17 protein-coding genes and 1 tRNA gene are annotated in these 24,186 nt (G+C 27.8%); 13 read left to right on the top strand and 5 right to left on the bottom strand.

Annotation, left to right across the window (positions count from 1 at the left end; all coding sequences use genetic code 11):
• The first annotated feature begins 663 nt into the window (after positions 1–663).
• Positions 664–2,157, top strand: coding sequence for an IMP dehydrogenase (gene guaB, locus GOY14_RS02625; RefSeq protein ID WP_175809732.1), 1,494 nt, complete (start codon positions 664–666; stop codon positions 2,155–2,157).
• Positions 2,158–2,544: 387 nt separating this feature from the next.
• On the opposite strand, the gene GOY14_RS02630 is transcribed toward guaB, so the two are convergent.
• Together GOY14_RS02630 and def are read right to left on the bottom strand one after the other, a co-directional pair.
• A complete protein-coding gene (locus tag GOY14_RS02630; protein WP_175809733.1) occupies positions 2,545–3,345 on the bottom strand; it encodes a uracil-DNA glycosylase in 801 nt (266 codons plus the stop codon).
• The gene (gene def / locus GOY14_RS02635) at positions 3,342–3,878 is read right to left on the bottom strand and encodes a peptide deformylase (RefSeq protein ID WP_175809885.1); all 537 of its coding nucleotides are present in this window, start codon (positions 3,876–3,878) and stop codon (positions 3,342–3,344) included. The genes GOY14_RS02630 and def overlap by 4 nt, the downstream gene beginning before the upstream one ends.
• A gap of 1,928 nt (positions 3,879–5,806) precedes the next feature.
• On the opposite strand from def, the gene der reads away from it, so the two are divergent.
• From der to leuS, 4 genes are all read left to right on the top strand, one after another.
• Complete coding sequence (gene der, locus GOY14_RS02640) at positions 5,807–7,132, top strand: ribosome biogenesis GTPase Der (RefSeq protein WP_175809734.1); 1,326 nt, start codon at positions 5,807–5,809, stop codon at positions 7,130–7,132.
• A gap of 49 nt (positions 7,133–7,181) precedes the next feature.
• On the top strand, positions 7,182–7,661 hold the full coding sequence (locus GOY14_RS02645) for a disulfide bond formation protein B (protein WP_175809735.1): 480 nt from the start codon (positions 7,182–7,184) through the stop codon (positions 7,659–7,661).
• A 274-nt stretch (positions 7,662–7,935) separates the two neighbouring features.
• Entirely contained in the window at positions 7,936–8,550 is a 615-nt protein-coding gene (locus GOY14_RS02650) for a murein hydrolase activator EnvC family protein (protein ID WP_255419680.1), read from the top strand.
• Positions 8,551–8,562: 12 nt separating this feature from the next.
• On the top strand, positions 8,563–11,106 hold the full coding sequence (leuS, locus tag GOY14_RS02655) for a leucine--tRNA ligase (protein WP_175809737.1): 2,544 nt from the start codon (positions 8,563–8,565) through the stop codon (positions 11,104–11,106).
• A gap of 664 nt (positions 11,107–11,770) precedes the next feature.
• On the opposite strand, the gene GOY14_RS02660 is transcribed toward leuS, so the two are convergent.
• A tRNA-Thr gene (locus GOY14_RS02660) sits at positions 11,771–11,843 on the bottom strand.
• Positions 11,844–12,648: 805 nt separating this feature from the next.
• On the opposite strand from GOY14_RS02660, the gene GOY14_RS02665 reads away from it, so the two are divergent.
• From GOY14_RS02665 to GOY14_RS03370, 5 genes are all read left to right on the top strand, one after another.
• A complete protein-coding gene (locus GOY14_RS02665) occupies positions 12,649–13,374 on the top strand; it encodes a F0F1 ATP synthase subunit A (RefSeq protein ID WP_175809738.1) in 726 nt (241 codons plus the stop codon).
• A 63-nt stretch (positions 13,375–13,437) separates the two neighbouring features.
• The gene (locus tag GOY14_RS02670) at positions 13,438–13,665 is read left to right on the top strand and encodes a F0F1 ATP synthase subunit C (protein WP_175809739.1); all 228 of its coding nucleotides are present in this window, start codon (positions 13,438–13,440) and stop codon (positions 13,663–13,665) included.
• Between the two features lies 1 nt (position 13,666).
• A complete protein-coding gene (locus tag GOY14_RS02675; RefSeq protein ID WP_175809740.1) occupies positions 13,667–14,146 on the top strand; it encodes a F0F1 ATP synthase subunit B family protein in 480 nt (159 codons plus the stop codon).
• A gap of 8 nt (positions 14,147–14,154) precedes the next feature.
• Positions 14,155–14,628 (top strand): hypothetical protein, encoded by a 474-nt coding sequence (locus tag GOY14_RS02680; RefSeq protein ID WP_175809741.1) that lies wholly within the window; start codon positions 14,155–14,157, stop codon positions 14,626–14,628.
• Between the two features lie 1,365 nt (positions 14,629–15,993).
• Complete coding sequence (locus tag GOY14_RS03370) at positions 15,994–17,199, top strand: COX15/CtaA family protein (protein WP_175809742.1); 1,206 nt, start codon at positions 15,994–15,996, stop codon at positions 17,197–17,199.
• On the opposite strand, the gene GOY14_RS02690 is transcribed toward GOY14_RS03370, so the two are convergent.
• Complete coding sequence (locus tag GOY14_RS02690) at positions 17,148–19,307, bottom strand: ATP-binding protein (protein WP_255419713.1); 2,160 nt, start codon at positions 19,305–19,307, stop codon at positions 17,148–17,150. The genes GOY14_RS03370 and GOY14_RS02690 overlap by 52 nt on opposite strands.
• 800 nt (positions 19,308–20,107) lie before the next feature.
• Here GOY14_RS02690 and gltX point away from each other — a divergent pair.
• Positions 20,108–21,472 carry a glutamate--tRNA ligase gene (gene gltX / locus GOY14_RS02695; RefSeq protein ID WP_175809744.1) on the top strand — a complete coding sequence of 455 codons (1,365 nt, stop codon included), beginning with the start codon at positions 20,108–20,110 and terminating at the stop codon, positions 21,470–21,472.
• A gap of 12 nt (positions 21,473–21,484) precedes the next feature.
• Here the strand turns inward: gltX and GOY14_RS02700 are convergent, their stop codons facing one another.
• The gene (locus tag GOY14_RS02700; protein ID WP_175809745.1) at positions 21,485–22,528 is read right to left on the bottom strand and encodes a class I SAM-dependent methyltransferase; all 1,044 of its coding nucleotides are present in this window, start codon (positions 22,526–22,528) and stop codon (positions 21,485–21,487) included.
• A gap of 94 nt (positions 22,529–22,622) precedes the next feature.
• Between GOY14_RS02700 and GOY14_RS02705 the strand changes: the two genes are divergently transcribed.
• Positions 22,623–22,991 carry a hypothetical protein gene (locus GOY14_RS02705; protein ID WP_175809746.1) on the top strand — a complete coding sequence of 123 codons (369 nt, stop codon included), beginning with the start codon at positions 22,623–22,625 and terminating at the stop codon, positions 22,989–22,991.
• Positions 22,992–23,273, top strand: coding sequence for a DUF2610 domain-containing protein (locus tag GOY14_RS02710; protein WP_175809747.1), 282 nt, complete (start codon positions 22,992–22,994; stop codon positions 23,271–23,273).
• Positions 23,274–24,186: the final 913 nt, after the last annotated feature.

Raw genomic sequence — 24,186 nt, forward strand, 5'->3', positions numbered from 1 at the left:
TTAATTATCACCAAAGCTTTTACAACTTTATCAAGAATAAAAGTAGCTTACATAAAATTAAGTATCTTATTTAAAGAATATAAAGTTATGATTAGTACTACTTACTATTCAAAGACACTTTACTTTAAAAAATATAGTAAAATAAATAAAACAAAAAATCATACATAATCTAAACATTCATGCACCACATAAAGTTTCATAGTAATTCTTCTAGAAATAAAAATTCTCGTTGTATTAATATCATTAAAATACATATTCATATATTAATCATACGACAATTATCTCAAAGTACAGTATATAAATTTAAATATAAAAACATAAAAATCTTAAATAATTGTTGAAATTCTTATCTTTCTTTAAAGATATAATTTACTTGCTTATCATTTCATATGAAACAAATCATATGAAACAAATTTACTATTAAGTCCAATATACTAAAAAGATACTAGCATAATATTGATAAATAATGTATAATATATCAATATTTTACCTATCACAGTCACTTTACTATATCAATAGAAACTAAATACAAACTATAATAAATAACACACAAACATAATAAAATACACCTTACTAAATCACCTTACACTATAAGCCAATTTATAAAGCCTTTTCCCCCTATTGCAATTCAATTAATTGACGTATAAGCTTTAAATAAAGCCTATGAAAAAAATGGAAGTTTGTTATTCGTTTGACGATATACTTCTCTTGCCAGCTCACTCTAGTATATTACCTTGTGAGGTGGATACAAAAACCTATTTAACAAATAATATAGAGCTCAATATTCCTCTTATATCTTCTGCAATGGATACCGTTACTGAATCAGATTTTGCAATAACCATTGCCCAACATGGTGGAATAGGTTGTATACACAAAAATTTGTCAATAGACAAACAAGTCTCAGAAGTGAAAAGAGTAAAAAAATATGAAAGCTGGATTGTATATAACCCAATTACAATTTCCCCAGATAAAACAGTTGCAGAAGCAATTTTGTTAATGAAAGAACATAACTATTCCGGTATTCCTGTAGTAGACCAACACAAATTGGTCGGCATTCTTACTAATAAAGATGTAAAGTTTATTGAAAATAAAAACATAAATATAAAAGTTTCTGAAGTAATGACAAAAGATAAGCTAATTACAGTGCGAGAGCAAGAAGTTGATAGTGTTTTAGCAATGAGATTATTACATGAAAATAGGATAAAAAAACTTTTAGTCACAGATGAAAATTCTTGCTGCATAGGATTAATTACAGTTAAAGATATTAAAAAATACAATAGATATCCTAACTCATGTAAAGATAGCAAAGGACGACTAAGGGTTGCTGCTGCAATTGGAACTGGCAAAAAAGATGGTATTGAAAGATGCGAAGCTTTGATTGGAAAAGAAATTGACGTAATTATTATAGATACCGCTCATGGTCATTCCGAAAATGTTATTAATACAATAAAAGAAATAAAAACCATGTATCCCAACATACAATTAGTAGGTGGAAATATTGCCACAAAAGAAGCTGCTGAAGCATTAATCGATGTCGGTGTCGATGCAGTAAAGGTTGGTATAGGACCTGGATCAATTTGCACAACTAGAATAGTTACAGGTGTTGGTGTACCACAATTTTCCGCAATTCAAAACATTGCAGAGGTATGTAAAGCAAGAAAAGTAAGATTAATTGCAGATGGTGGCATAAAATATTCAGGAGATATTGCAAAAGCTATTGCAGCCGGTGCTGATTCTGTAATGATTGGTTCACTCTTTGCAGGCACTAACGAAAGTCCAGGTAAGATTATTACATACAAGGGGAGGACATACAAAAACTATCGAGGAATGGGATCCATTAGCGCAATGAAAAAAGGCTCAGCTAGCCGTTACTTCCAAAGTAAAAACTCAAAATTAAAATTAATTCCACAAGGAGTAGAAGGAAGAGTACCATTTAAAGGTCCAGCTTCAGGAGTAATTAATCAATTAATTGGCGGACTACAAGCTGCAATGGGGTATACTGGCAATAAGAATATAGAAGAAATGAGAAAAAATTGCAAATTTGTTGCTATCACTGCATCAGGACTAAGAGAAAGTCATGTTCATGATATCATTATCACACAAGAAGCTCCAAATTACGTCTACCAAACATCCAATTCATCAGTAAACTCAGAGTAAAATTTATATAGCTATATAATTATTAATTTAATTAAATACTTTTTCATTTAGTTAACACTAGCATTAGTATAAAGAATCTATCAAATAGAGAAAAACACATATTTTTTTAACTTTTAAATTTTAAATTAATGCTACAATCCTTTGCTGAACTTCTTAAACTAGCATAGCTTAACTAAATATAGAAAAATCTTTGAAATAATGTGCTTACTATATATTTTATATAATCTTCATTAAAAATAATATCTCAATTTTCTATCAAATTTTAGAACTTAATTCACAGAAATTTAGAATTGGAAGCACTTTTCACTTTGAAAGAAAAGCCCATAAAATTCATTCATAATCTTTTATATTATAATTTACATTTTCTACACCAATAACCTATCTATACTACCTACTGATATAGTTACTATCAAGATACTCTCTGATCCTCTTCAAATCCTCCCAAGCCAAACGTTTTTGAGCTGGTTGACGAAGTAAATAAGCTGGATGAAATATAGCAACTGTAGTAATTGAACGAAATAGATACTGGTTAGTATAAATATGAAACTTACCACGTAGGGTTGATATAGTTTTTGTGTTATCAAGAAGACTATAACATGCAATTCCCCCGACTAAAATTAAAATCTGAGGTGAAATTAACATAATATGTTTTTCAACAAACGGCCTACATATATCAAGTTCTAAGTCAGTAGGTCTTCTATTACCTGGTGGACGCCAAAATACAACATTACTTATATATACTTTAGTACGATCAAGATTTATCGCACTCAACATTTTATCAAGTAACATTCCACTTGCACCACAAAATGGTATACCCTGTAGATCTTCATTCACACCTGGAGCTTCACCAATTAACATAATTTTTGCATTTGGATTACCATCAGAAAAAACAGTATTAGTAGAGGTTTTCTTAATTTCACAACCTTCAAACGACATAACGGCATTTCTTAATTCATCCACCCTATTACAACTGCTTGCAAGATTCCTCGCTTTAATTATCCAGTCGCTTGAAAACATGAATTGCTGTTCTTTTTTTTGATGACCCCTCTCAACCTGAATAATAGCAGATCGTATGAGTCTATCCTTTTTTCTATCCTTCATTTTCTTTTCCTCTTCCCCTTCTGTTAAAATACAATCAATACCCTCTTCATGATAAAATTTTAACAATTCTAAATCTTCATCACTCATAGCTGTCTTTTAACTTTTCGTGCTTTCTTAACAGCCATATCATACTTTAATTTAGACAAATGTCTAATATATAATATACCATTTAAATGATCTATCTCATGTTGAATACATCTCGCAAGCCAACCACCAGCTTTTAATATTTGTATTTCATCATTCAAATTTTTAAATCTTACAGTCAAATATTTTGAACGTTTAATTTCATAATTTTGCTTAGGAATTGAAAGGCATCCTTCCCTAAGAATTACTTGTTCATCAAACAATCCTATAATTTCAGGATTAATCATACAAAATTTACCAACCAATTCATACTCTACTAACTCACTTTTTTCAACGTCTTCTAATTGAACATCCATAACACAAATTCTCTTTAACACTCCAACTTGCACTGCAGCAAGACCAAAACCTTCCGCATCATACATGGTTTCAAACATATTATATACTAATTCTCTAACTTCATTATCTATATCTCTTACTTCACTAGCACATGTAGTTAATCTTTCATCTGGTGCAATTATAATTGATAATTTAGACATAAATTTATAATTTTTTTGTTCTACTTTCCCTTTGCCAATATTTAAAAAATACATTAAAATATTACTGTATTCTATACAATAGAATAAAAATTATTAAAGTGAATTCAATTTAAATAAATGTAATATTAAAGCCAATCAATATACTCTGCAGAATAGTAAAGCTAAAAACATTTTTTATTATTAGATATAGTAGAAAGAAATATTTACTTAATCATAAAATCAAGTACAACTAAACTATAAAATAATAGGAATGCACAAAACTGCCTAAGGTATAAAATAATCAGTAACTGATATAAAACATCACAAATCACTCCATTTCTCCAACTATTAGAAATTTCTTACTAAACAAGCACCAGAAAAAATAGGTAACCAAAATATACATACAATGTGCGCACGCTGATGAATAGTATTTAATTTCTCAACGACATACAATGAAATTATTACACTAATCATGAAATTTCTGACCAAGATATAAATATATAGTTTTCTTAACATTTAGAATATTTTGCAAAAAAATATCATTCACAATATATTACTAAAATACCATCTGATAACATGACCTATATTTTAAAGAGATTGTAATGTATATAAAATAAAAGATTACCTACTGATCTAAATCATTGTCCCACTCCTCATCCAACCTTGCTAATACTAAAAATTGTATAATCAATAATGTTTAGGTATAAGCATGGCTGGTTACATTACTTCTACATACTCTAAAGCCCACCCATGTTAAGTTAAAATAAAAAAAAACTGAAATTACCCTGCTATCACTAACACAAGAGAGATATATACTCCAGTTGAAATTTTTAAAAAAAGAGAGATAAATTTATATATACACAGCATTATCTCCCCAAAAACCGTCACAATATTCATACTACCAAAGATAATAGCTAACCTATATATAGAAGATTAGTATAAGTATAGAACTTACAGAACGCATAAAAGTATTATACAGTATTCATCATAATCTTAAAATAAAAAAACAAATATATTACAGTATAAAATAATGAAAACTACGACATAACTTCACCAAGTATTAAATACAAGCTTGCTGATATCATTTAAACCAAAAGTTAAAAAAATATCAAATTAGTAAAAAACAATTCAGAATAGAAAGAAGCAATCAATAAAGTAGACTACAACAAAAAATCAGTTAACCATAAATATAAAAAGAGATTAACAAAGTTATATATATTAAACAAACAAGTTCATAGTTGCCTCCTGATCCTCTTTCTTAAAACTTGCCTTAAGGTTATTGCATCTTCGAGAAGATTTAGTTGCTATTATAGCTTTTTATAAAGCTATATATATAGCACCTTGGTGAAAAAATTCTAAAATCCTAATTATGAGCAAAACAAGTAATTATATCACTAGTAAAAATCAAAAGATGCAGCTAAGCTTTAAATTAAAGTAAGAAAAAATACCTCTCTTTAAGAAAAATAAAGAGGTGTATACATAATATCACCACACAAAATGATATATGTATAAAACTTAAGATTGATATCTAAAAAAAGCAATGACCATAATAGCTAGCGTACTTACTGAAAGTATGCTGACTTCTTCTAAGATACCAAAACAATTCACTTTCTTTAAATTTTATATCTCCTTAATTATCAATAAGCAACTTTGCTTTATTAATAATCTTTAATATATGCTAAACCAATCAGAACCAAAATATCATTAATTCCTAATTGTGCAAGATTCATAATTTTTTAAGGTCCCCCCTCATAATACATTTTCCTACACTGCTCCAAAAACTACCTCTAAACCTTGATATCTTACCTACTACTCACATAAAAATTATTTCACTTTTCATATTATAGAATTAAAATAAAAAACTTTACCTATAAAGTAACATAAACTTATAAAGCCAATAGCTAAATTTAAAATTCCAACTATAATTTACTTTAATATTTTATTAATTTATGCTAAAAATTGCTATAGTAGGCCTGTCAAATGTTGGCAAGTCTACTCTATTTAATAGGTTAGTAGGAAAAAAAGCAGCAATAGTTAGTAATATTTCAGGAGTAACAAGAGACAGACATGAAGAAACTGGAAAAATTAGCGATCTAAAATTTAAAGTTATAGATACAGGAGGATGGGACAACCAAAGTCATCTCTCATCACAAATTATTGAACAAATTGAATCTTCTTTATCTGATTCAAACATAATCTTCTTTCTTGTTGATGCAAAAGTGCAAAATGAACAAAATAAAAAATTTGCAAAATGGCTAAAAAGAAAAACCAACAACCCTATATTACTCATAGCAAACAAATGTGAAAGTCATAAATCTAAAAATATTGACTACCTACAATTTTTTGATTTTATAGGTCCAATATATATTTCAGCAGAACACAATCTAGGTATGATTGACCTTTACGATGCACTATCTGATACTATTAAAAATTTAAATCTAGATACCGAACTACTAATCAATAAGTCCAGCAAGCTTCGAATTGCAATAATTGGTCGCCCTAATGTTGGAAAATCAACCTTCTTAAACACTTTACTCGCAAAAAAAAGACTAATAACAAACCCAGAACCAGGAACTACACGTAATTCCATAGATATTAAATATAACTATAATGGAGAATTAATTACTTTCATAGATACTGCAGGCATCTACAAAAAAGAAAATATCGTAGACAACCTAGAATCAAAATTCATTAAGAAAAGCATAGAATCAATAAAACGCTCTCATGTAGCAATTTTAATGCTCGATTCCATTATCGATATGGAGCAACAAAATTTGTCACTGGGTAAAATTGCAATAAAAGAAGGAAAAGGCATTATCATTGTTTTAAATAAATGGGATTTAATAAATAAAAACGAAAAAAATAAACTAATAAAATTAATAGAACAACAAGAAAGAACTCAACTACTATTGGATGTACCAATTATAACAATCTCCGCATTAAAAAGTATACATTGTAACAAGGTGCTAAACAAATGTCTTGAAGTAAACCAATTCTTAAACAAAAAAATCAGCACTTCAAAATTGAATAAATGGCTAATTAATGCTTTGAATAACCATTCTCACCCACTTGTAAAAGGTAGAATAATTAAAATAAAGTACATCGCTCAAACCGGTACTAACCCTCCTGCTTTTTCTTTAATATGCAACATACCTGAAAGTGTTGATAAAAGTTATAAACGCTACTTAATCAACGATCTTAGAAAGAATTTCTTTACTAAAGGCATACCAGTAAGATTTCTCTTAAAAAAGAATAAAAACCCTTATGTAAAATAAATATTTTACTTTATTCTTCCAAAGGTCTTTATAATAATTACTTTACATTATGTCTAATCACTCTAGAGTTTCTGTAGCCTTTTTATTATCAAGTATCTTTGCTCTAATTTTTGCATACTCGCTAGAGCATTTTTTTAATATGCTGCCATGCAAACTATGTATATATGAACGGGTAATTTACTATATCACAGGATTACTTGTAACATTGTATATGCTTAAGGATAGCAAAATCCTAATCTATACAATGTTTTGTAATTACCTGATAGGTACAGTAATATCTTTTTATCATATAGGCCTTGAATTACATTTATTTCATGATATTTTAGGTTGTACAGAAGAAATAATAAGTGGTAGTAACATTAATATGGAAGAGCTCAAAAATAAGCTATTAAATCCTAATTATTCTCCATCTTGTGATAGGCCTCATTATATTCTAGGTGCTTCTTTAGCAACATGGAATTTTATTTACCTTATAGCAGCCCTGCTTCTATTGAGAAAAATATATTTGGGAAGAAACAAAGAAACCTAAAGATGCTACAGTTAGTAAGTAGACTCCAAGCCAATCTTACTGTGAGAAAAAGCAAAAAAAAGAATAATTTTTTTTCATAATTTAAAAACTTTTATCAAAGTGAAAGTATATAAAAGCAAAACAGTTATTAGAGCCATGAGAGACTGCAAAAAAATAAGTAGGTAGCCTATCTCTATTATACAAAAAACACAAAACTACATGCTAAAATAAAAAAAGTCTCACTGTCTTAAAAAGTATGTTAATTAAGATAATTAAAACTATTTTGAATAAACTTATGAGACGCATAATCTCGTTCTTAATATTACAATTAACACTAGTAAGCTGTAGTCTACAAAAACCTGCACCTGTCCTATTAAAAGGAGAAGAATTTTATGGAAAAAGAGATCTAGAGTATATAAGAGAATACTATTTAATCAAGGAAGAGATTGACTCTTTAATAAGAAAAGAAAATAAAAAAGCTCTAAATAAAATAGACAGAAAAAATAAAAAAGATACACAAAATATAAAAATTAATTTAGAAAATTGTAAATTTATAATGCCAGTAAAAGGTACAGCTATTTCTTCTGATAAAACATGTAAAGATGGAATAAAAATCGTTGCTCAAAGTGGAATAAATGTGGTTGCTTCTGCACCTGGTAAAGTAATATACGTAGGAAAAGGACTTAGGTGGTATGGAAATTTAATTATACTGGAACATAAAGATAATTACATGACTACATATTCCTATTTGAAAAATATAAATGTTGAAATTGGTGATAAAGTAAAACAGGGTCAAATTATTGGATCTGCAGGAAAATTAAGTACACAAGATAAAAACTTACAAATGTGCTTCACAATACGACGTAACGGTCAAGCAGTTGATCCTTTGATGCATATCAACTGTAATTAAGTTTAAATTTATATGAAATATGACTTCAAAAAAAGTGAAAAATCTTTCCAAAACAAGTGGAATTTTTCTATAAACAAGCATAGCAAACAAGATAAATGCTATGTATTAGAAATGTTTCCATATCCATCTGGCAAAATTCATATGGGACACTTGCGTAATTATACAATAGGAGATGTAATAGCACGCTATAAAAGAGCGTGTGGATTTGAAGTTTTACATCCAATCGGCTGGGATGCATTTGGATTACCAGCTGAAAATGCAGCAAGAGAAAATAATATCAATCCCGCAACTTGGACAAGAGAGAATATAAATAACATGCGCATGCAGCTAAAGTCTATAGGGCTTTCTTACAATTGGGAGCGTGAACTTTCTACATGCGATCCTAATTATTGCAAACATGAACAAAAAATTTTTTTGGATCTTTTAAAACATGGCCTTATCTATAGAAAAGAGTCATGGATTAATTGGGATCCAGTAGACCAAACAGTACTTGCAAATGAACAGGTAATCGACGGAAAAGGCTGGCGTTCAGGTGCAACTGTTGAAAAACGTAAATTATGCCAGTGGTTTTTAAAGATTACTGACTTTGCAGAAGATTTGCTTCAATGCCTACAAAAACTAAAAAATTGGCCAGAAAAAGTTAAAGCAATGCAAGAAAGCTGGATAGGAAAATCTGAAGGAATTACTATAGAAGTTGAAATAATTAATTTGAATAAAAAGTTAAGAATTTTCACAACTTACCCTCATACTTTATTTGGAGCTTCCTTTTGTGCAATAACAACAGAACATCCTATTATGGATAATTTAAAAAACAAAAAAATACAAGACTTTATTAAAAGTATAAAAATCAAGGGAGAAAATGATAAAAAAATTGGAATTTTTACTGAATTACATATAAAACATCCATTTCTTAATAAAGAATTGCCACTCTATGTAGTCAATTTTATATCGATGGAATATGGAGAAAATGCAATTTTAGGGTGCCCTGCACATAATCAGCGTGATTTTGAGTTTGCACAGAAATACAACTTGCCAATTATTCCTGTAATTCATGAAGAAGGACAAAGTATAGAAACTTTAAAAGGAGCATATATCGGTAGTAGTGATGGAGTAATGTTTAATTCTGAATTCTTAAATGGGTTAACGGCCAGTAAAGCAAAAGAAATAATCATTCAAAAACTTGAAGAAAAAGGAATAGGCAAAAAAACTGTAAACTATCGTTTACACGATTGGGGAATTTCAAGACAACGTTACTGGGGATGTCCTATACCTATTATACATTGCAAAGATTGTGGTATTGTCCCAGTACCAGAAAAAGACCTTCCTATAGCTCTGCCAACAGATATAGAATTTACAAGCGGTGGCAATCCACTTGACAAACATCCAACATGGAAATTTGCTGATTGTCCAAAATGCGGAAAACAAATGGAACGTGAAACTGACACACTCGATACCTTCTTTGAATCTTCCTGGTACTTTGCTGCATTTTGTAGTGAAGACAAATCCATTAACGAAAATGCATGTAATCATTTTATGCCTGTAGATTACTACATAGGTGGAATAGAACATGCCACCTTGCACCTGCTTTACTCACGATTTTTCTGTCGTGCTTTAACTAAATGTGGTTATTTTAATATCAAAGAACCTTTTTCTACTTTAATCATCCAAGGAATGGTTTGTCATACAACTTATAAAAATGAAAATGGTAAATGGCTATTTCCTGAAGAAGCAAAAAAATTAGAAGCCCTAGGTTATAAAATCCAAGTTGGCAAGATTGAAAAAATGAGTAAATCAAAAAAAAATATAATCGACCCCAACTTTATTATAGAAAAATACGGTGCAGACACTGCCCGCTTATTTGTACTATCCGATACACCCCCAGAAAAAGATATAAAATGGTCAGACGAAGGTATAAAAGGCTGTTCTCACTATATAAATAAATTATGGTGTATGATAATGCAATTCAAACCTATCGTCATCACAAATCAACCCTCAACAATTCAAGCAATCAACATTAAAAACCAAAAAGAAGACATATTATCATATATTGAAACAACACCAGGTAAAAATACTACAAATAAACTTCTAAAACATAGAAAAAAAATGCATAAACTCTTATATGGACTTACTGATGATTTAAAAAACTATAGATTAAATTGTGCAATAGCAAAATTTCGTGAAATGACAAACTTAATAACCAAAATAGATGTAAAAGATGGAAAATCGCTAATTGATGAAGGCATCTGTATACTAATTAGAGTAATTGAACCGTTTATACCCCACTTAGCAGAAAGCCTATGGCAAGAAATAGGAGGCAAAGGTATGCTATATCTACAACCTTGGCCAGAAGCTGCCAAGTCACTACTAATTGATGAAATGGTAATTATAGCAGTACAAATTAATGGAAAATTAAGTGCAACAATTGAGGTAGCAATTGACTTACCTGAAAAAGAATTAAAAAAAATAGCGATAAGCTCTGTATCTAATAAAATTGATCAAAATAAAATTCAAGCTATATATACTGTACCAAATAAAATAGTAAACATAGTGGTGTAAAAAATTTAAGTAGTATAATTTCATAATTATACTTCCCTTTTAAGAAAATAAAGTTAAATTTATTTATATAAAAGTATGCATATACTCAATACATTTATTTTTCATATAAAAATTACATACAAGTTAATAAAAAAAGTATATTCTACATACTACTACTTTAATAATACTTACTAATAACTAATACTAATTAGAAATCCATACTCAACAGATTGAAACTTTACTTCTGCCAGTAAAGTATCTTAATCATAAACTTATCATTATTTTGATTATCATCATAACAAGATTCTAAAGTCCAATTAAGATTTACTAATATATCAATGATATCCTCTATAGAATAAAAAACATGAACTAATTTATTAATAAACCACTATTTTCTCAATCTTAATATAAATCTATAATCTAAGTACAAACTCAAATAGATATCTCAAATTATGTCTTTTTCAAGAATAGCCATAAAAAAACAACTTAATTTTCACACTTATATAAAGCTTCAATATCAACCTTCAAGATAAAGATCATAATCGTTTACCCTCTCAAACAGAGAACTTAGCTATAACAAAAACTTTTTCAAAACAATTTACACTCTAAAATATATATAGAAAAAGAAAATTTTATATTACACGATCTTTATTACTTATCTAATTTCCTATCTAACTTATTAAAGTGCCGGCTGTCGGACTTGAACTGACAACCTACTGATTACAAGTCAGTTGCTCTACCAATTGAGCTAAACCGGCATCTAGTATATATACAATTACCAACAAATTTTCGTCAACCAATTTTTCAAATTATCAATACTACAAAACAAAAAAACAGATAAAATCCCATCTTATCGACAAAAAATATAAAAATAGTTATTTTGCCTAGCAACCCTAATTAAAAGCATCTAACTTGATACTATAGATACTCTACTTAAGAGAGCACCTTAACAAGAAAACTGTTGAATATATAATTCAAATTTTTATTGCATAAAAAACAGCTAACAAACACTCTCTTATAAATACTGTCAATTTATTTAAACTACTTTACAGAGGTACTGCTTTCAAAGCAGTGAGCAAAATAACATAAAAATTTTTTTTATTAAGTTTATTATTAATAGTTACATTATAAATAACAAACAAATTCTAAACTTTAAAGATTACCCCTTTATTGATATCAGCCAACTCTGCAACCGCACGATACAAAAAGAATTTTTAATATAAAACTTAAAGCATTACTCCTAAAAAAATAGGACTCAATGATACAATAAATTTATACCCTCAAAAAGATTTAAAACAAATTTAAAAGTCTCACAAATTTTTAAGATGAAATATATACTATTTCTAAAAAATCTATCCTTAAAAAAACTTAATTTACTTATAAACTTAAATAACCTCTATATATTTTATCAAAAATACAAAAAATATTAATAAAATTGTAAATTAAAATAAATAAAATAAGCTGTACTAGAGATTATATATTTACAGAGCATATATAATCTTGACTTCATCTCATAAAATATATACTTTATCTGCTAGTATAGCTTAAACTTTTATCATAAAAATGATATTAAATCCACTAGAACAATTCAAAATATATACAATAATAGAGTTACCCATGTTATTTGGGTACAACATAAACTTTACTAATTCATCTCTCTTCATGCTGATTTCAACAGTCTCAATTATACTTTTCTTATTCTCAGGAGTAAAACATAAATCAGCAACACCAGAATATTTACAAGTCGCAGTTGAATATATATATGATTTTGTTATTTCAATAATAGAAAATAATACTGGAAGCAAAGGCTTAAAGTACACTTCGCTAATATTCACAGTATTTATTTTTACTTTATCATGTAATTTAGTTGGTATTCTTCCATACAGCTTTACAGTCACAAGTCATGTGGTAGTTACTTTTGCCTTATCTATGGTAACTTTTACTTATACAACTGTTATTGGGTTTAAAGAAAAAGGAATAAAATTTCTCCGTATATTACTGCCAGAAGGAACGCCATCATGGCTTGCTTTAATGATGATTTTTATTAAGCTATTTGCCTACCTCGCAAGACCCATCAGTTTATCAATTAGACTTGCTGCAAATATGATTGCAGGGCATACGATTATTAAAGTAATAGCAGAATTCATTATGAATATGCATTTCATCCTAACTCCTATACCATTTTTATTTATAATTGCCTTAATAGGATTTGAAGTGTTTGTTGCAATTTTACAAGCTTACATATTTACTTCCTTAACATGTGTATACCTGTCAGATGCAGTAAAATAATTGACTTCATTTGTAGGTATTTTATAATGAACAATATAATAAAGAAAATTGTAAAGGTAACATATGGATTTAATAGCTTTAAAGTTTATAGCAATTGGATTAAGTGTACTTGGCATGCTTGGAGCTGGTATTGGTGTAGCAAACATATTTGCTACCATGTTAAGTGGACTCGCAAGAAACCCTGAATCAGAAGATAAGATGAAAAAATATGTTTATACAGGAGCAGCTTTAGTTGAAGCAATGGGATTATTTGCATTTTTACTTGCATTATTACTAATATTTGCTGTTTAATATGCCACAACTAGATACTTCAACTTTCTTCTCTCAAATTTTCTGGTTTTCAATCTTTTTCTTCTTGCTCTTTTTTATAGTCAGCAGTTCATTTCTGCCAAAATTAGATGAAATAATAAAAATGAGAAATAAAAGAATATTAGACTCTTTCAACAATTCTATTCGTCTTCTTCAACTTATAGAAAGTCAAACTATCAAATACAATTTAGCTTTAAACAAAGCTAAAATACAAGCCAAAAAAATCATAGATAACACATTTATCCAAGTAGAAGAAATGAAAGCAAATGTAAAAAATACGATAAAAGAAAAAGATAAAAAAATGAATAAGCTCATAGAAGAAAAAATAGCCAAATTTAAATCTGAATACACTGATGAATTAAAACAAATGGCTATTAACATTGCTTCAATTTACTATAATAAACTAACTAGTTCTAAAATTGAAGAGGAGTTTATTGCTAACTTAATATCTAAAGAATTTTAGAGGTTTTTATGTCTCCATCAATAATTGTTGCTCTTGCTTTTTTAGCAACTTTTATCTTTTCATATAGGGCACTAAAAAAAACAATAAAAAATACTCTTAACAAAAAACGCAATAATAGCAAGCTTATAAGTAAAGAGATTGAAAAATTTAAAAAAGATGTATTAGAACATTACAAAAAGTCTTCTGAAAAATATACTCAATTAGATGAGGAAATTAATAAAATAATGAATGAAGTACTGAATAAAGCCAATAGAATCATCAAATACAATAGACAACAACTAGACCAAACATTAAATGAAAATGCTTACTTCCACTTTAAAAAAGTAACTAATCATGTTGAAAAAGCTATTGATAATTTACAAGCTAACACAGTAAATATAGCCGCTAACGCCGTAAAAAAAGCAATGCAAATGCATCAAGACAATAACAATAGTAAAATTATATCCACACTTTCACGCAATTTAAACAAAAAATTACATTAGATTTTATAATAATTTCCTACTTAATATATAAAAGAATTAACTTTATTTTAGTGAACAAAAAATAAAAAAGCTTTTTACCGTAAACCTAATACAGTTTCTTAACAAGATTAAATAATATTTTTCTTATTAAAAATAGTGCAAGCTAAGACAAAAATCTTTAGATCAAAATTCACTTATCTATATAACTGCATACAACAAAATATATATCAATTTTATTAAAATCTTAATTTAACACTAATAAAAAAACGTATTACACCTTATTTTAACATTCTCACTTATAGCTAAATATTTATACTTATTTAAACTTATAACTAAAATTCTAACTAATATAGAGTTTTAACTGCAAAATGCTTTAACAAGCGAAATGAAAAATTTACCTATACATATTTTATTGCAGTATTTTATTATTTCTTTTTTTCTTAAAAACAGTTAATGATAAAACAATGGAGTATTGAATTTAGTTATTCAGAATCAAAATTAGATTTAAAGCTTTTGAGAAAGAGGAAAATATATTTCGTAATATTTTAAAAAATAATAAGTACTTCATTCTTCAACCATAACAACAACTAAGTCGTAATCACAATATTTATGACCTAATAAAAAAATTGTATATCATATATAATATGAACTCAACTCACTGAATAAAAACAATTTAATAAAATAATAATAAATTAGTTATATATAACAAGATAAATTACTAATTATTATGATTATAGTTGGTTTTATAAAACCTTTTACTCTAAAATATATGAACTGATTTTAATACTTATATTAAAATCAAAAAAATGAATATCATACACCTCTCTCTAGATAATAGAAAACCATTCTTATTAAAAATTTTAAAAAAAGTACTTTCTATAATGCTATAGTAATCTACAAAATCATAATCTAAATCTAAGACTTTATAACTATGACATACAACATAATTATCAATTTTAAATGAAATACTAAGAAATTATTAATAATCGTACTTGTTTAGATTAGTAAACATATAGTAAATTAGGAATTATATACAAGACTATATTATCCATTCAAAAAACACAAAATCATTTTTTCAAATATACTGACTGAACTCAAATCAAAAAAATTTTGCTATTGAGCCTTTTTGCTATCACAGCTTTACATTTTTTACTTTTCTATCTATACTATTACCTTTATTAAAAATAACTTATTTTTTAATGAACTATTTCATACTATTCTATAATATTATATTCATACTAACTCTTTTAATAAGAACTCTATTAATCAATAAAGATGCCTTTATACTTTTTTTATATAATACTTCCTGTTTATAATCAGCTGCACAGTATTAAGTTTTCCTCACTTTACAAAACTTACTATTCATTTTCAGTATTAACAAGAACAATGAAACAAAAAATATCAAAACCTGTAATTATTTGGCTCTTTCTCTGTTCTACTATGATAATTATCATGGTAGGGATTGGTGGATTCACCAGACTTTCAAAAGCAGGACTATCAATTACGGAATGGAAACCATTTACTGGAACATTACCACCATTAAATGAACAAGATTGGCTACAAGAAAAATTAAGGTACGAAGCTACACCTGAATATAAAATATTTAATTATAGCATTAGCACAGAAGAATTTCGTATTCTATACTTAATAGAATATATACACAGATTAGCTGCAAGGTTAATAGGTTTAGCTTTTATTTTACCATTTATATACTTCTTACTGAATAGAAAAATATCTAAAAAAGTAGCAATAAGATTATCTATAGTACTATTACTTGGAACATTACAAGCACTCACCGGTTGGTACATGGTTAAAAGCGGCTTAGTATCTGAACCTTACGTTAGTCACTATAGACTAGCACTTCACTTACTATTAACATTAGCCATTTTTGCATTATTATTATATCAATTTTTTGATTACCAGATACAAACTCCAGTATTATATACACCATTACATAAATATTACAATATAAAAACAATCTTCACTAACAAAAACAATATTTCAGTTCCTAAATATCAAAATCAGAAAAATTTAACCTTAAACAAATATGTCAAGCAGACACACAATAAAAACCAGACTTCAATGCCAAACACAAAAATTATACCACTTGCCATACATTATACTAATTATAACATATACTATATAACACTTACTCTGACTTTAGTGACTATACAAATAATCTTCGGTGCTTTTGTCGCAGGACTAAATGCTGGTTTAACTTATAATACCTTTCCACTAATGAATGAACGAATTATTCCAGAAGATTTATTTTCTTTACAACCTATATGGATTAATATCTTTGAAAACAAAACAACAGTACAATTCATACATAGAGCACTAGCATTAATAATATTAGTTCTGACAATAATACTCACAATGAAAAATACCAATATAAAATCTGCATATATTATGCTACTTTCCGTTATCGTTCAAATAATTTTAGGGATAGCTACTCTGCTATTACATATACCAATAGCTGTCGCTATAGCCCATCAAATATTTTCATTTATCTTATTTGGATCAGGTATATATTTTTTATGTTATTTAAGAAAGCAAACCACATCACCAACCCGCACATTTCTTCCTTCTTGAATGGGAATATTCTTTATTACCATCTCTGACTCAGCACATATAATATTCTCCATTTTCATCGATTCCACAACAAATAAAGGTTGTCCTACCCTCACTCGATCTCCAACCTCTACATGTAATTTAACTAACAAACCAGATATTGGAGACCTTACTGCATCTAGCATAACTCTTTCTGTTTCATTGTTTAATATAAACTTATTTAACTCAGCTACATGAGGCTTCAACACACAACACTCAGCTTGCATTCCAGCATGTTTAATAAAAAGTTTACTACCCTCTCTTCCTATTCTAAGAGTTAGACTTGTATCATCATTGATTGTAATACATAGCAACCTACAACTTAATTTCCACTTACCAAGTATAGAATATATATTATGATTATATACTGTTATCAACGCATTGTTTTGATACTTCGCGTTTATGGAATACTCGTTATCATTTATTCTCACTATAAACAAATCTCTTATACTACTATCTGTAGTAGATATTGCCCCAATATTAATATTACCTACTTTACAATAGCACCTTTCCTCATTCTCTAAATGTATATATAGTGCAGCAAAAATAAATATCTTAATGTACTCTTCTGTAATAAAGTCACCATGAAATCCATTTGGATAATGGTCCGAAATGAATCTTGTGTAAAGTTTTGCTGCAATAAAATTTGGATGATGGAAGATAGATTCAAGAAATTCTACATTATTTATTACTCCTTCTATATAACACTCAGATAATGCTTTTTGCATTTTATTAATTGCTTCTATTCTATCTTGTCCATATGTTATAATTTTTGTAACCATTGAATCATAAAATATACTAATTTCTGAACCTGCAACAATTCCATCATCTACTCTAATACAACTATTGAACTCTTTACACAGCAACCGTTTTGATGAAAAATTAACATCATCAGTTACAACTGCACATGATGCTGGTGGAATCCACTCATTTCTTTCTTTAATTGTGGTATTTGATATTGAAGTCATAGAAGATTGTATAAAAACATTTTCATCTGGCTTACTGTAATACTTTATTCTTCCACTAGAAGGAAAAAACTTTTTTGATGGGTCCTCAGCATAAATTCTGCTCTCTATTGCAGAGCCATTAAGCTTAATATCATCTTGACTAAACCTCAATTTTTCCCCACATGAAACTCTAATCATTTCTTCTACTATGTCCACTCCTGTTACAAACTCTGTTACTGGGTGCTCAACTTGCAACCTTGTATTCATCTCAAGAAAATAAAATTTTTGATCCTTATCCACAACAAACTCAACAGTACCTGCTGAAAAGTAACCTACTTGCTTTGCTAAAGAAATACATTGGGTATACATTTCTTTTCTTACTCTCTCACTAATAAATGGACTTGGAGTTTCTTCTATTATTTTTTGATTATTTCTTTGTATTGAGCACTCCCTTTCTCCAAGACATACTACACCTCCATATTTATCTGCTATAATTTGTATTTCAATGTGTCGTGATAACTCTATATACTTTTCCACAAAAATACTTCCATCCTTAAAACTTTTTTCTGCTTCATTTGTTGCCAATGTAAATGCTAGTTCAATTTCTTCTTTTGAATTCACAATTCGTATACCCTTACCTCCACCACCTGAAACAGCTTTTAACATAATAGGAAACCCAATCTTTTCAGCAACACTAGCTGCATGAGCAGCATTGCTGACCTTACCTATATATCCTGGTATTGCATTAACTCCAGCTTTCTTTGCCGCTTCCTTTGCTGTTACTTTATTAGCTGCCACTTCCATCGTTTCTGCACTTGGACCAATAAAATCTATATTATATTTTTGCAGAGCACGTGGAAAATCTGGATTTTCTGCTAAAAAACCATAACCAGGATGTACTGCTTGCACACCTGTTTCAACCGCTACTTCACATATTTTTTCAATATTTAAATAACTTAAATAAGAAGGTGAGGGACCAATATATTTTGACTCATCTGCTTGTCTTACATGCACAGAATTTATATCTGCATCTGAATATACACATACACAAGATATACCTACCTTACGTGCAGTTCTAATAATCCTACAGGCAATCTCCCCCCTATTTGCTATTAAAATTTTACAGTACTTTTTTCTCATAATTACTAAATTCTCTCCCTCAAATTGCGAAAGCAAATTTTTATATTATTACCTACAAACAATTTCACCCCATACATATATCTACCAACCTTTTAGAATACATAACAACAAATATGGCCATTATATTTATTTACAGAACGCAAATTACCATCCATTGTAGTTAAATAACGATATATAAAAATATAAACCCAAGAACTATCCTATCAGTTACTAAAGTCAATACAAAAAATAAAAAAACTGAGATAAACACAATTTTTCTCATAGACAAAATGACTCTTCATACCTACACTCTCACTTTATTTTATTCTTTCTAAATATTGTGAGAGAACAAAAAATAAGAAGATAACAATATCAAATTCTCTATCATCCATTTAATACAATTTTTATTATAGAACGGTAAAATACCTCTTTATCTTTTTTTTCTTTCTAATTTTTTCTGCCTTTTTATTCTCTAATATAATTTTCAAAAATTTTTTTCCGTTCAATTTTTTTGAAACAAAACAGCAAATTACTTTTTTATCCTATATCTATAGGAAAGAACTGACTCCATCTTGATCAAGCCCATACTAGCTATATAAGTAATACCTTTCTTATAAATTTTTAAAAATTTATCTTGATTTCTTTTTTTTACAATAAAGAATAAATTATTAGACTAAACTATAACACACCTTATCTCAATCAGATTAAATCTAAGCCATAATTTTTAAAAACAAATGCAATTTACTCTTCAGAAAAATAAATTCTAAATTGTTAAAAGTGTGAATTCTAGCTATCATAATTTACATCATTATATATAGATAAATATGACAAGAATAATCACTAGGTTCGCCCCATCACCAACAGGTTTTTTACACATTGGCGGAGCTCGCACTGCATTATTCAATTGGCTCTATGCAAAGCACCACAACGGCAAATTCTTACTAAGAATTGAAGATACTGATAAAAAACGCTCAACACAAAAATCAATTGATGCGATAATAGATGGATTAAAATGGCTTAATATAAATTATGATGAGGAAATAGTATACCAATCAAAAAGAATAAAAAGGTACATTGAAGTTGCAAATCTTCTAATTAAAAAAAACAAAGCATACCACTGCTATTGTCCTGAAAATAAAATTACAGAAAAGCAAGTTAAAAAAAAAGGCAAAGTATATAAGCATAAATGTGTCAATATATCATCAAATGCGAAGCCAGTTATTCGATTTAAAGTACCAAATATACAAGATATTGTTGTTAATGATCAAGTATACGGCCAAATTAAAGTAAATAGTAGCCAATTTGATGACATAGTAATTTTACGCTCTGACACTACTCCAACATATATCTTTGCTGTAGTAGTTGATGACCATGATGCCGGAATAACTGATATAATACGTGGTTCTGATCACCTCACTAACACTTTTAAACAATTACTAATATACCAAGCTCTTGATTTTAATATTCCACGTTTTGCACATATACCACTCATTCATCTGGAAGATGGAAATAAGCTATCCAAAAGACATGGTGCAACAAACATTCATGATTATAAAAAAATGGGAATATTACCAAAGGCAATGCGTAATTACTTATTAAGACTTGGCTGGAGTCATAAAAATGATGAAATTATTAATGATGAGCAGGCAATAAAGTGGTTTAATTTAGAAAATATTGGTCGTTCACCCGCACACCTAGATTTTAAAAAACTAAAATATTTAAATCATTACTACATCAATAACATGAATAATGAAGATATCATGAATCTAATTTTTAAAGAAAATACTCTAACTAACAAAAAAAAGAACTATTTACTACAAGGACTAACAGAATTAAAAAAAAGAGCAAGTTATTTAACTGAATTATTAGACTTAGCACAGTTTTACATTCAAGATCCTCCACTTAATTTAAATAATGATGCTAAGCAAATTGTTAAATTTAATCTCAATATAATCAAGTTACTTGTTTCATTTCTCTCAAAAATTGGTAGTGAGAACTGGAATAATAAATTTTTATCCTCTCAAATTAAAAAATTTGAGAAATTATACAATATTAAAACAAGTAATATATACCACTCATTACGTGCCCCTATAACCGGAATAATGGATGCACCTGGAATCATTAACATAATGATAATTCTTGGCAAAGATGAATGTATAAGAAGATTACAACACGTTACTAACATTTAAGTAACACCAATATTAACTATTAATTAACATTACTTTAAAGAGAGTACCCATATTTTCAGTTAACCTTAAAAATTCATTAAAAATCTTATTCCTCTGTTTACCATTTACATTATTTATTAAAGCTTGCACCCTTTCCTTTATACCAAAAAGATATAAAAATTCCCTTTGAGTTAAAATTTCACAATTTACATACCTTAATGAGCTCTTCAATGCTTGAAAATTTACGAGTGCAGTAATATCATTATTACCAACATTCTCAAGAAAACCACTATAGTTATGTTGTCCTACAGATTGTAAAGTACTTTTATATGTAGGATATACATAGCCATAATCTATAATTATGGCAGCACCTTTATTACTAACTATTTTTTTTTCAAGTTTTTTTAACACTTCAATCCCAGCTAAACATACCTCTACTACAGCACCATCAAAAAATTTTCCATTTATTACTTGAGCAGCTGACATTAAAATATACAATTTCTTTTTCTGAATCTTAGTTATCAAGCTTTGAAAAAACATCTCATTATTCTGCTTTGCTATTCTTTTTTCATACCACTTTCCACTATAATATATAAACTGATCCATAGGGAGAGCATCAAAAAATTCATTTGCTATAAAAATAGTTGGTTGCTCTGGTAAGTTACTAATATCAACATGCCAATTAATACTTAATTCTTTTAATTTTTCCTCTTGTATTTTTCGCAAAATAGGACTAATCTCAATTAAGTAAACATTCACTGACCTAAAAAAATCGCTGTATTTTTTAGTAACTCTCAATATATCATAAATAAGTGTTCCTCTACCTGGTCCAAGTTCAACTAAAGAAAATTTTGGTGGCTTTCCTAACTTTTCCCATGTATACATAATCCAAACTGCAATTACTTCGCCAAATAATTGACTGATTTCAGGTGCAGTAATAAAATCACCATCTTTACCAAGTGGTGATTTATTCATATAATAACCATACTTTTTATGATATAAAACAACATTCATAAAGTCACTAATAGATATTGACCCTTGATTTTTATCAATCAATTTATATAAATAAGAAAGCATATTGTTAATAAATGTCTAATATTATAATATATAAATTAGTAGAATATTTATATATATAATATAAACCTAAGAGCCTATTGATAACACTTTAATTATGAATGATCAAAATACCAATAATATTAACTCTACAAGTTCAAATAACAGTATTAAACACAAACTCAACAAAACTATCAATTTTACAAAAAATAAAGTTATCAATACTGATGGACTAACTTTAGTAGAAGTATTTCAAGCACTAATTCAAATGCTGAATAGTGATTTAGAACTAGTAAAAAAAGTGCTAACACATGCTAATATTATGGTAAAACATGGAATGAAAGTAGCAAAGGAATCAGAATTAAGCAGAGTCGATGTTCTTCGATTTCTCGAAAGCAAAAAAAAAAATATCAGTAGACAAAAAGATTATATCAGGAAACCATCTCCTACACCTATCATAAAATCACCTCCAAAAAAAGGATTTTAGATGGCTAACTCCATAAAAAAATTTACCGTACAATGTAATTTTAGAGGAGAAATTTCATCTTTTGTTATATACATAGGAAACCCCAAAAATGACACTCATCCGATTCACCACCAAGATTCCTGGCTCATAAAGGAACGTGGAGGCAATATTCCTACTAAAATAAAAGAAAGTCTGCAAAAACTGCATAAATTATCAAAAGAAAATGGAATACCCTTTCCAGAATTATGTACATATGCCATTACAGTAGTTAACAATAGTGATAAAAAACATAGGAAAAAATAATAATACCTTTCAGTATTTTTTTCATACCCCAACCTCAAACACTGAAAATAACAATGCAATTTATCACTGCTATATTATTTACTTTATAAATATAGTATAAAAATAACACAATACAAACACTTTACTAATAAAATTTATACTAAGTTCAATTTTTTTTAAAATTTAAGCTACTTTATGAAAATAAAAAAGTAAACAAAGAAATATTGTATTTATCATTAACTTTCCCATATCAACACACCATATTTTTATACGTTACACAGTTAATACTATACTACCAACTCAGCTATAATAAAGAGAGTTACTAAAACTAAAATAATGAAAAAGTTCTTAAAAAGAAAAATTACTTCCCATAGTATATATTAGAATAGAAAGATATAGAAGTTTTGGTAAGAATGAATAATACAACAAAAAAACTATCTTCCCTTAAAAAGATCATTTAAATGCTCATGCATGACAAATCATAAATAAAAATCTAAAGCAAAATTATAAATGCTATTGTAATAGCAGTTCACAATTATTTATACCCTATTTAAAATAAAAAAAAACTCTAGTTAAGAGTTATATGAAGACAGTAAATTAATTTTAAGAAGCAAGTATCTTAATTCACTATTTTAAAATACCATACACTACCAATATTCAATTTATATACTATATAATTATATTATAAAATTATAACCAATTCCATATTTAGTGAATAATAATAAAAGGGTTTTTAATTATCAAAAATATTTAATAAAGGCCTAGAAAACTACTGTGAAAAATAAGCATAAATTATCATATAACTATTACATGGATAGAATAAGCTTAACTAATTCTTAAATAAAAAATATTTTATAGAAATAAAATACCATATTTAAAATATTTTACAATATACAAATAAGTTAGATGACATATATTAATCAAACTTATCTTA

The organism is Wolbachia endosymbiont of Dipetalonema caudispina (assembly GCF_013365495.1).
Classification (GTDB): domain Bacteria; phylum Pseudomonadota; class Alphaproteobacteria; order Rickettsiales; family Anaplasmataceae; genus Wolbachia.

Coding starts and splice junctions, on each gene's coding strand:
- guaB (WP_175809732.1), top strand. CDS start 664: ATGAAAAAAATGGAAGTTTGTTATTCGTTTGACGATATACTTCTCTTG.
- GOY14_RS02630 (WP_175809733.1), bottom strand. CDS start 3,345: ATGAGTGATGAAGATTTAGAATTGTTAAAATTTTATCATGAAGAGGGT.
- def (WP_175809885.1), bottom strand. CDS start 3,878: ATGTCTAAATTATCAATTATAATTGCACCAGATGAAAGATTAACTACA.
- der (WP_175809734.1), top strand. CDS start 5,807: ATGCTAAAAATTGCTATAGTAGGCCTGTCAAATGTTGGCAAGTCTACT.
- GOY14_RS02645 (WP_175809735.1), top strand. CDS start 7,182: ATGTCTAATCACTCTAGAGTTTCTGTAGCCTTTTTATTATCAAGTATC.
- GOY14_RS02650 (WP_255419680.1), top strand. CDS start 7,936: ATGAGACGCATAATCTCGTTCTTAATATTACAATTAACACTAGTAAGC.
- leuS (WP_175809737.1), top strand. CDS start 8,563: ATGAAATATGACTTCAAAAAAAGTGAAAAATCTTTCCAAAACAAGTGG.
- GOY14_RS02665 (WP_175809738.1), top strand. CDS start 12,649: ATGATATTAAATCCACTAGAACAATTCAAAATATATACAATAATAGAG.
- GOY14_RS02670 (WP_175809739.1), top strand. CDS start 13,438: ATGGATTTAATAGCTTTAAAGTTTATAGCAATTGGATTAAGTGTACTT.
- GOY14_RS02675 (WP_175809740.1), top strand. CDS start 13,667: ATGCCACAACTAGATACTTCAACTTTCTTCTCTCAAATTTTCTGGTTT.
- GOY14_RS02680 (WP_175809741.1), top strand. CDS start 14,155: ATGTCTCCATCAATAATTGTTGCTCTTGCTTTTTTAGCAACTTTTATC.
- GOY14_RS03370 (WP_175809742.1), top strand. CDS start 15,994: ATGAAACAAAAAATATCAAAACCTGTAATTATTTGGCTCTTTCTCTGT.
- gltX (WP_175809744.1), top strand. CDS start 20,108: ATGACAAGAATAATCACTAGGTTCGCCCCATCACCAACAGGTTTTTTA.
- GOY14_RS02700 (WP_175809745.1), bottom strand. CDS start 22,528: ATGCTTTCTTATTTATATAAATTGATTGATAAAAATCAAGGGTCAATA.
- GOY14_RS02705 (WP_175809746.1), top strand. CDS start 22,623: ATGAATGATCAAAATACCAATAATATTAACTCTACAAGTTCAAATAAC.
- GOY14_RS02710 (WP_175809747.1), top strand. CDS start 22,992: ATGGCTAACTCCATAAAAAAATTTACCGTACAATGTAATTTTAGAGGA.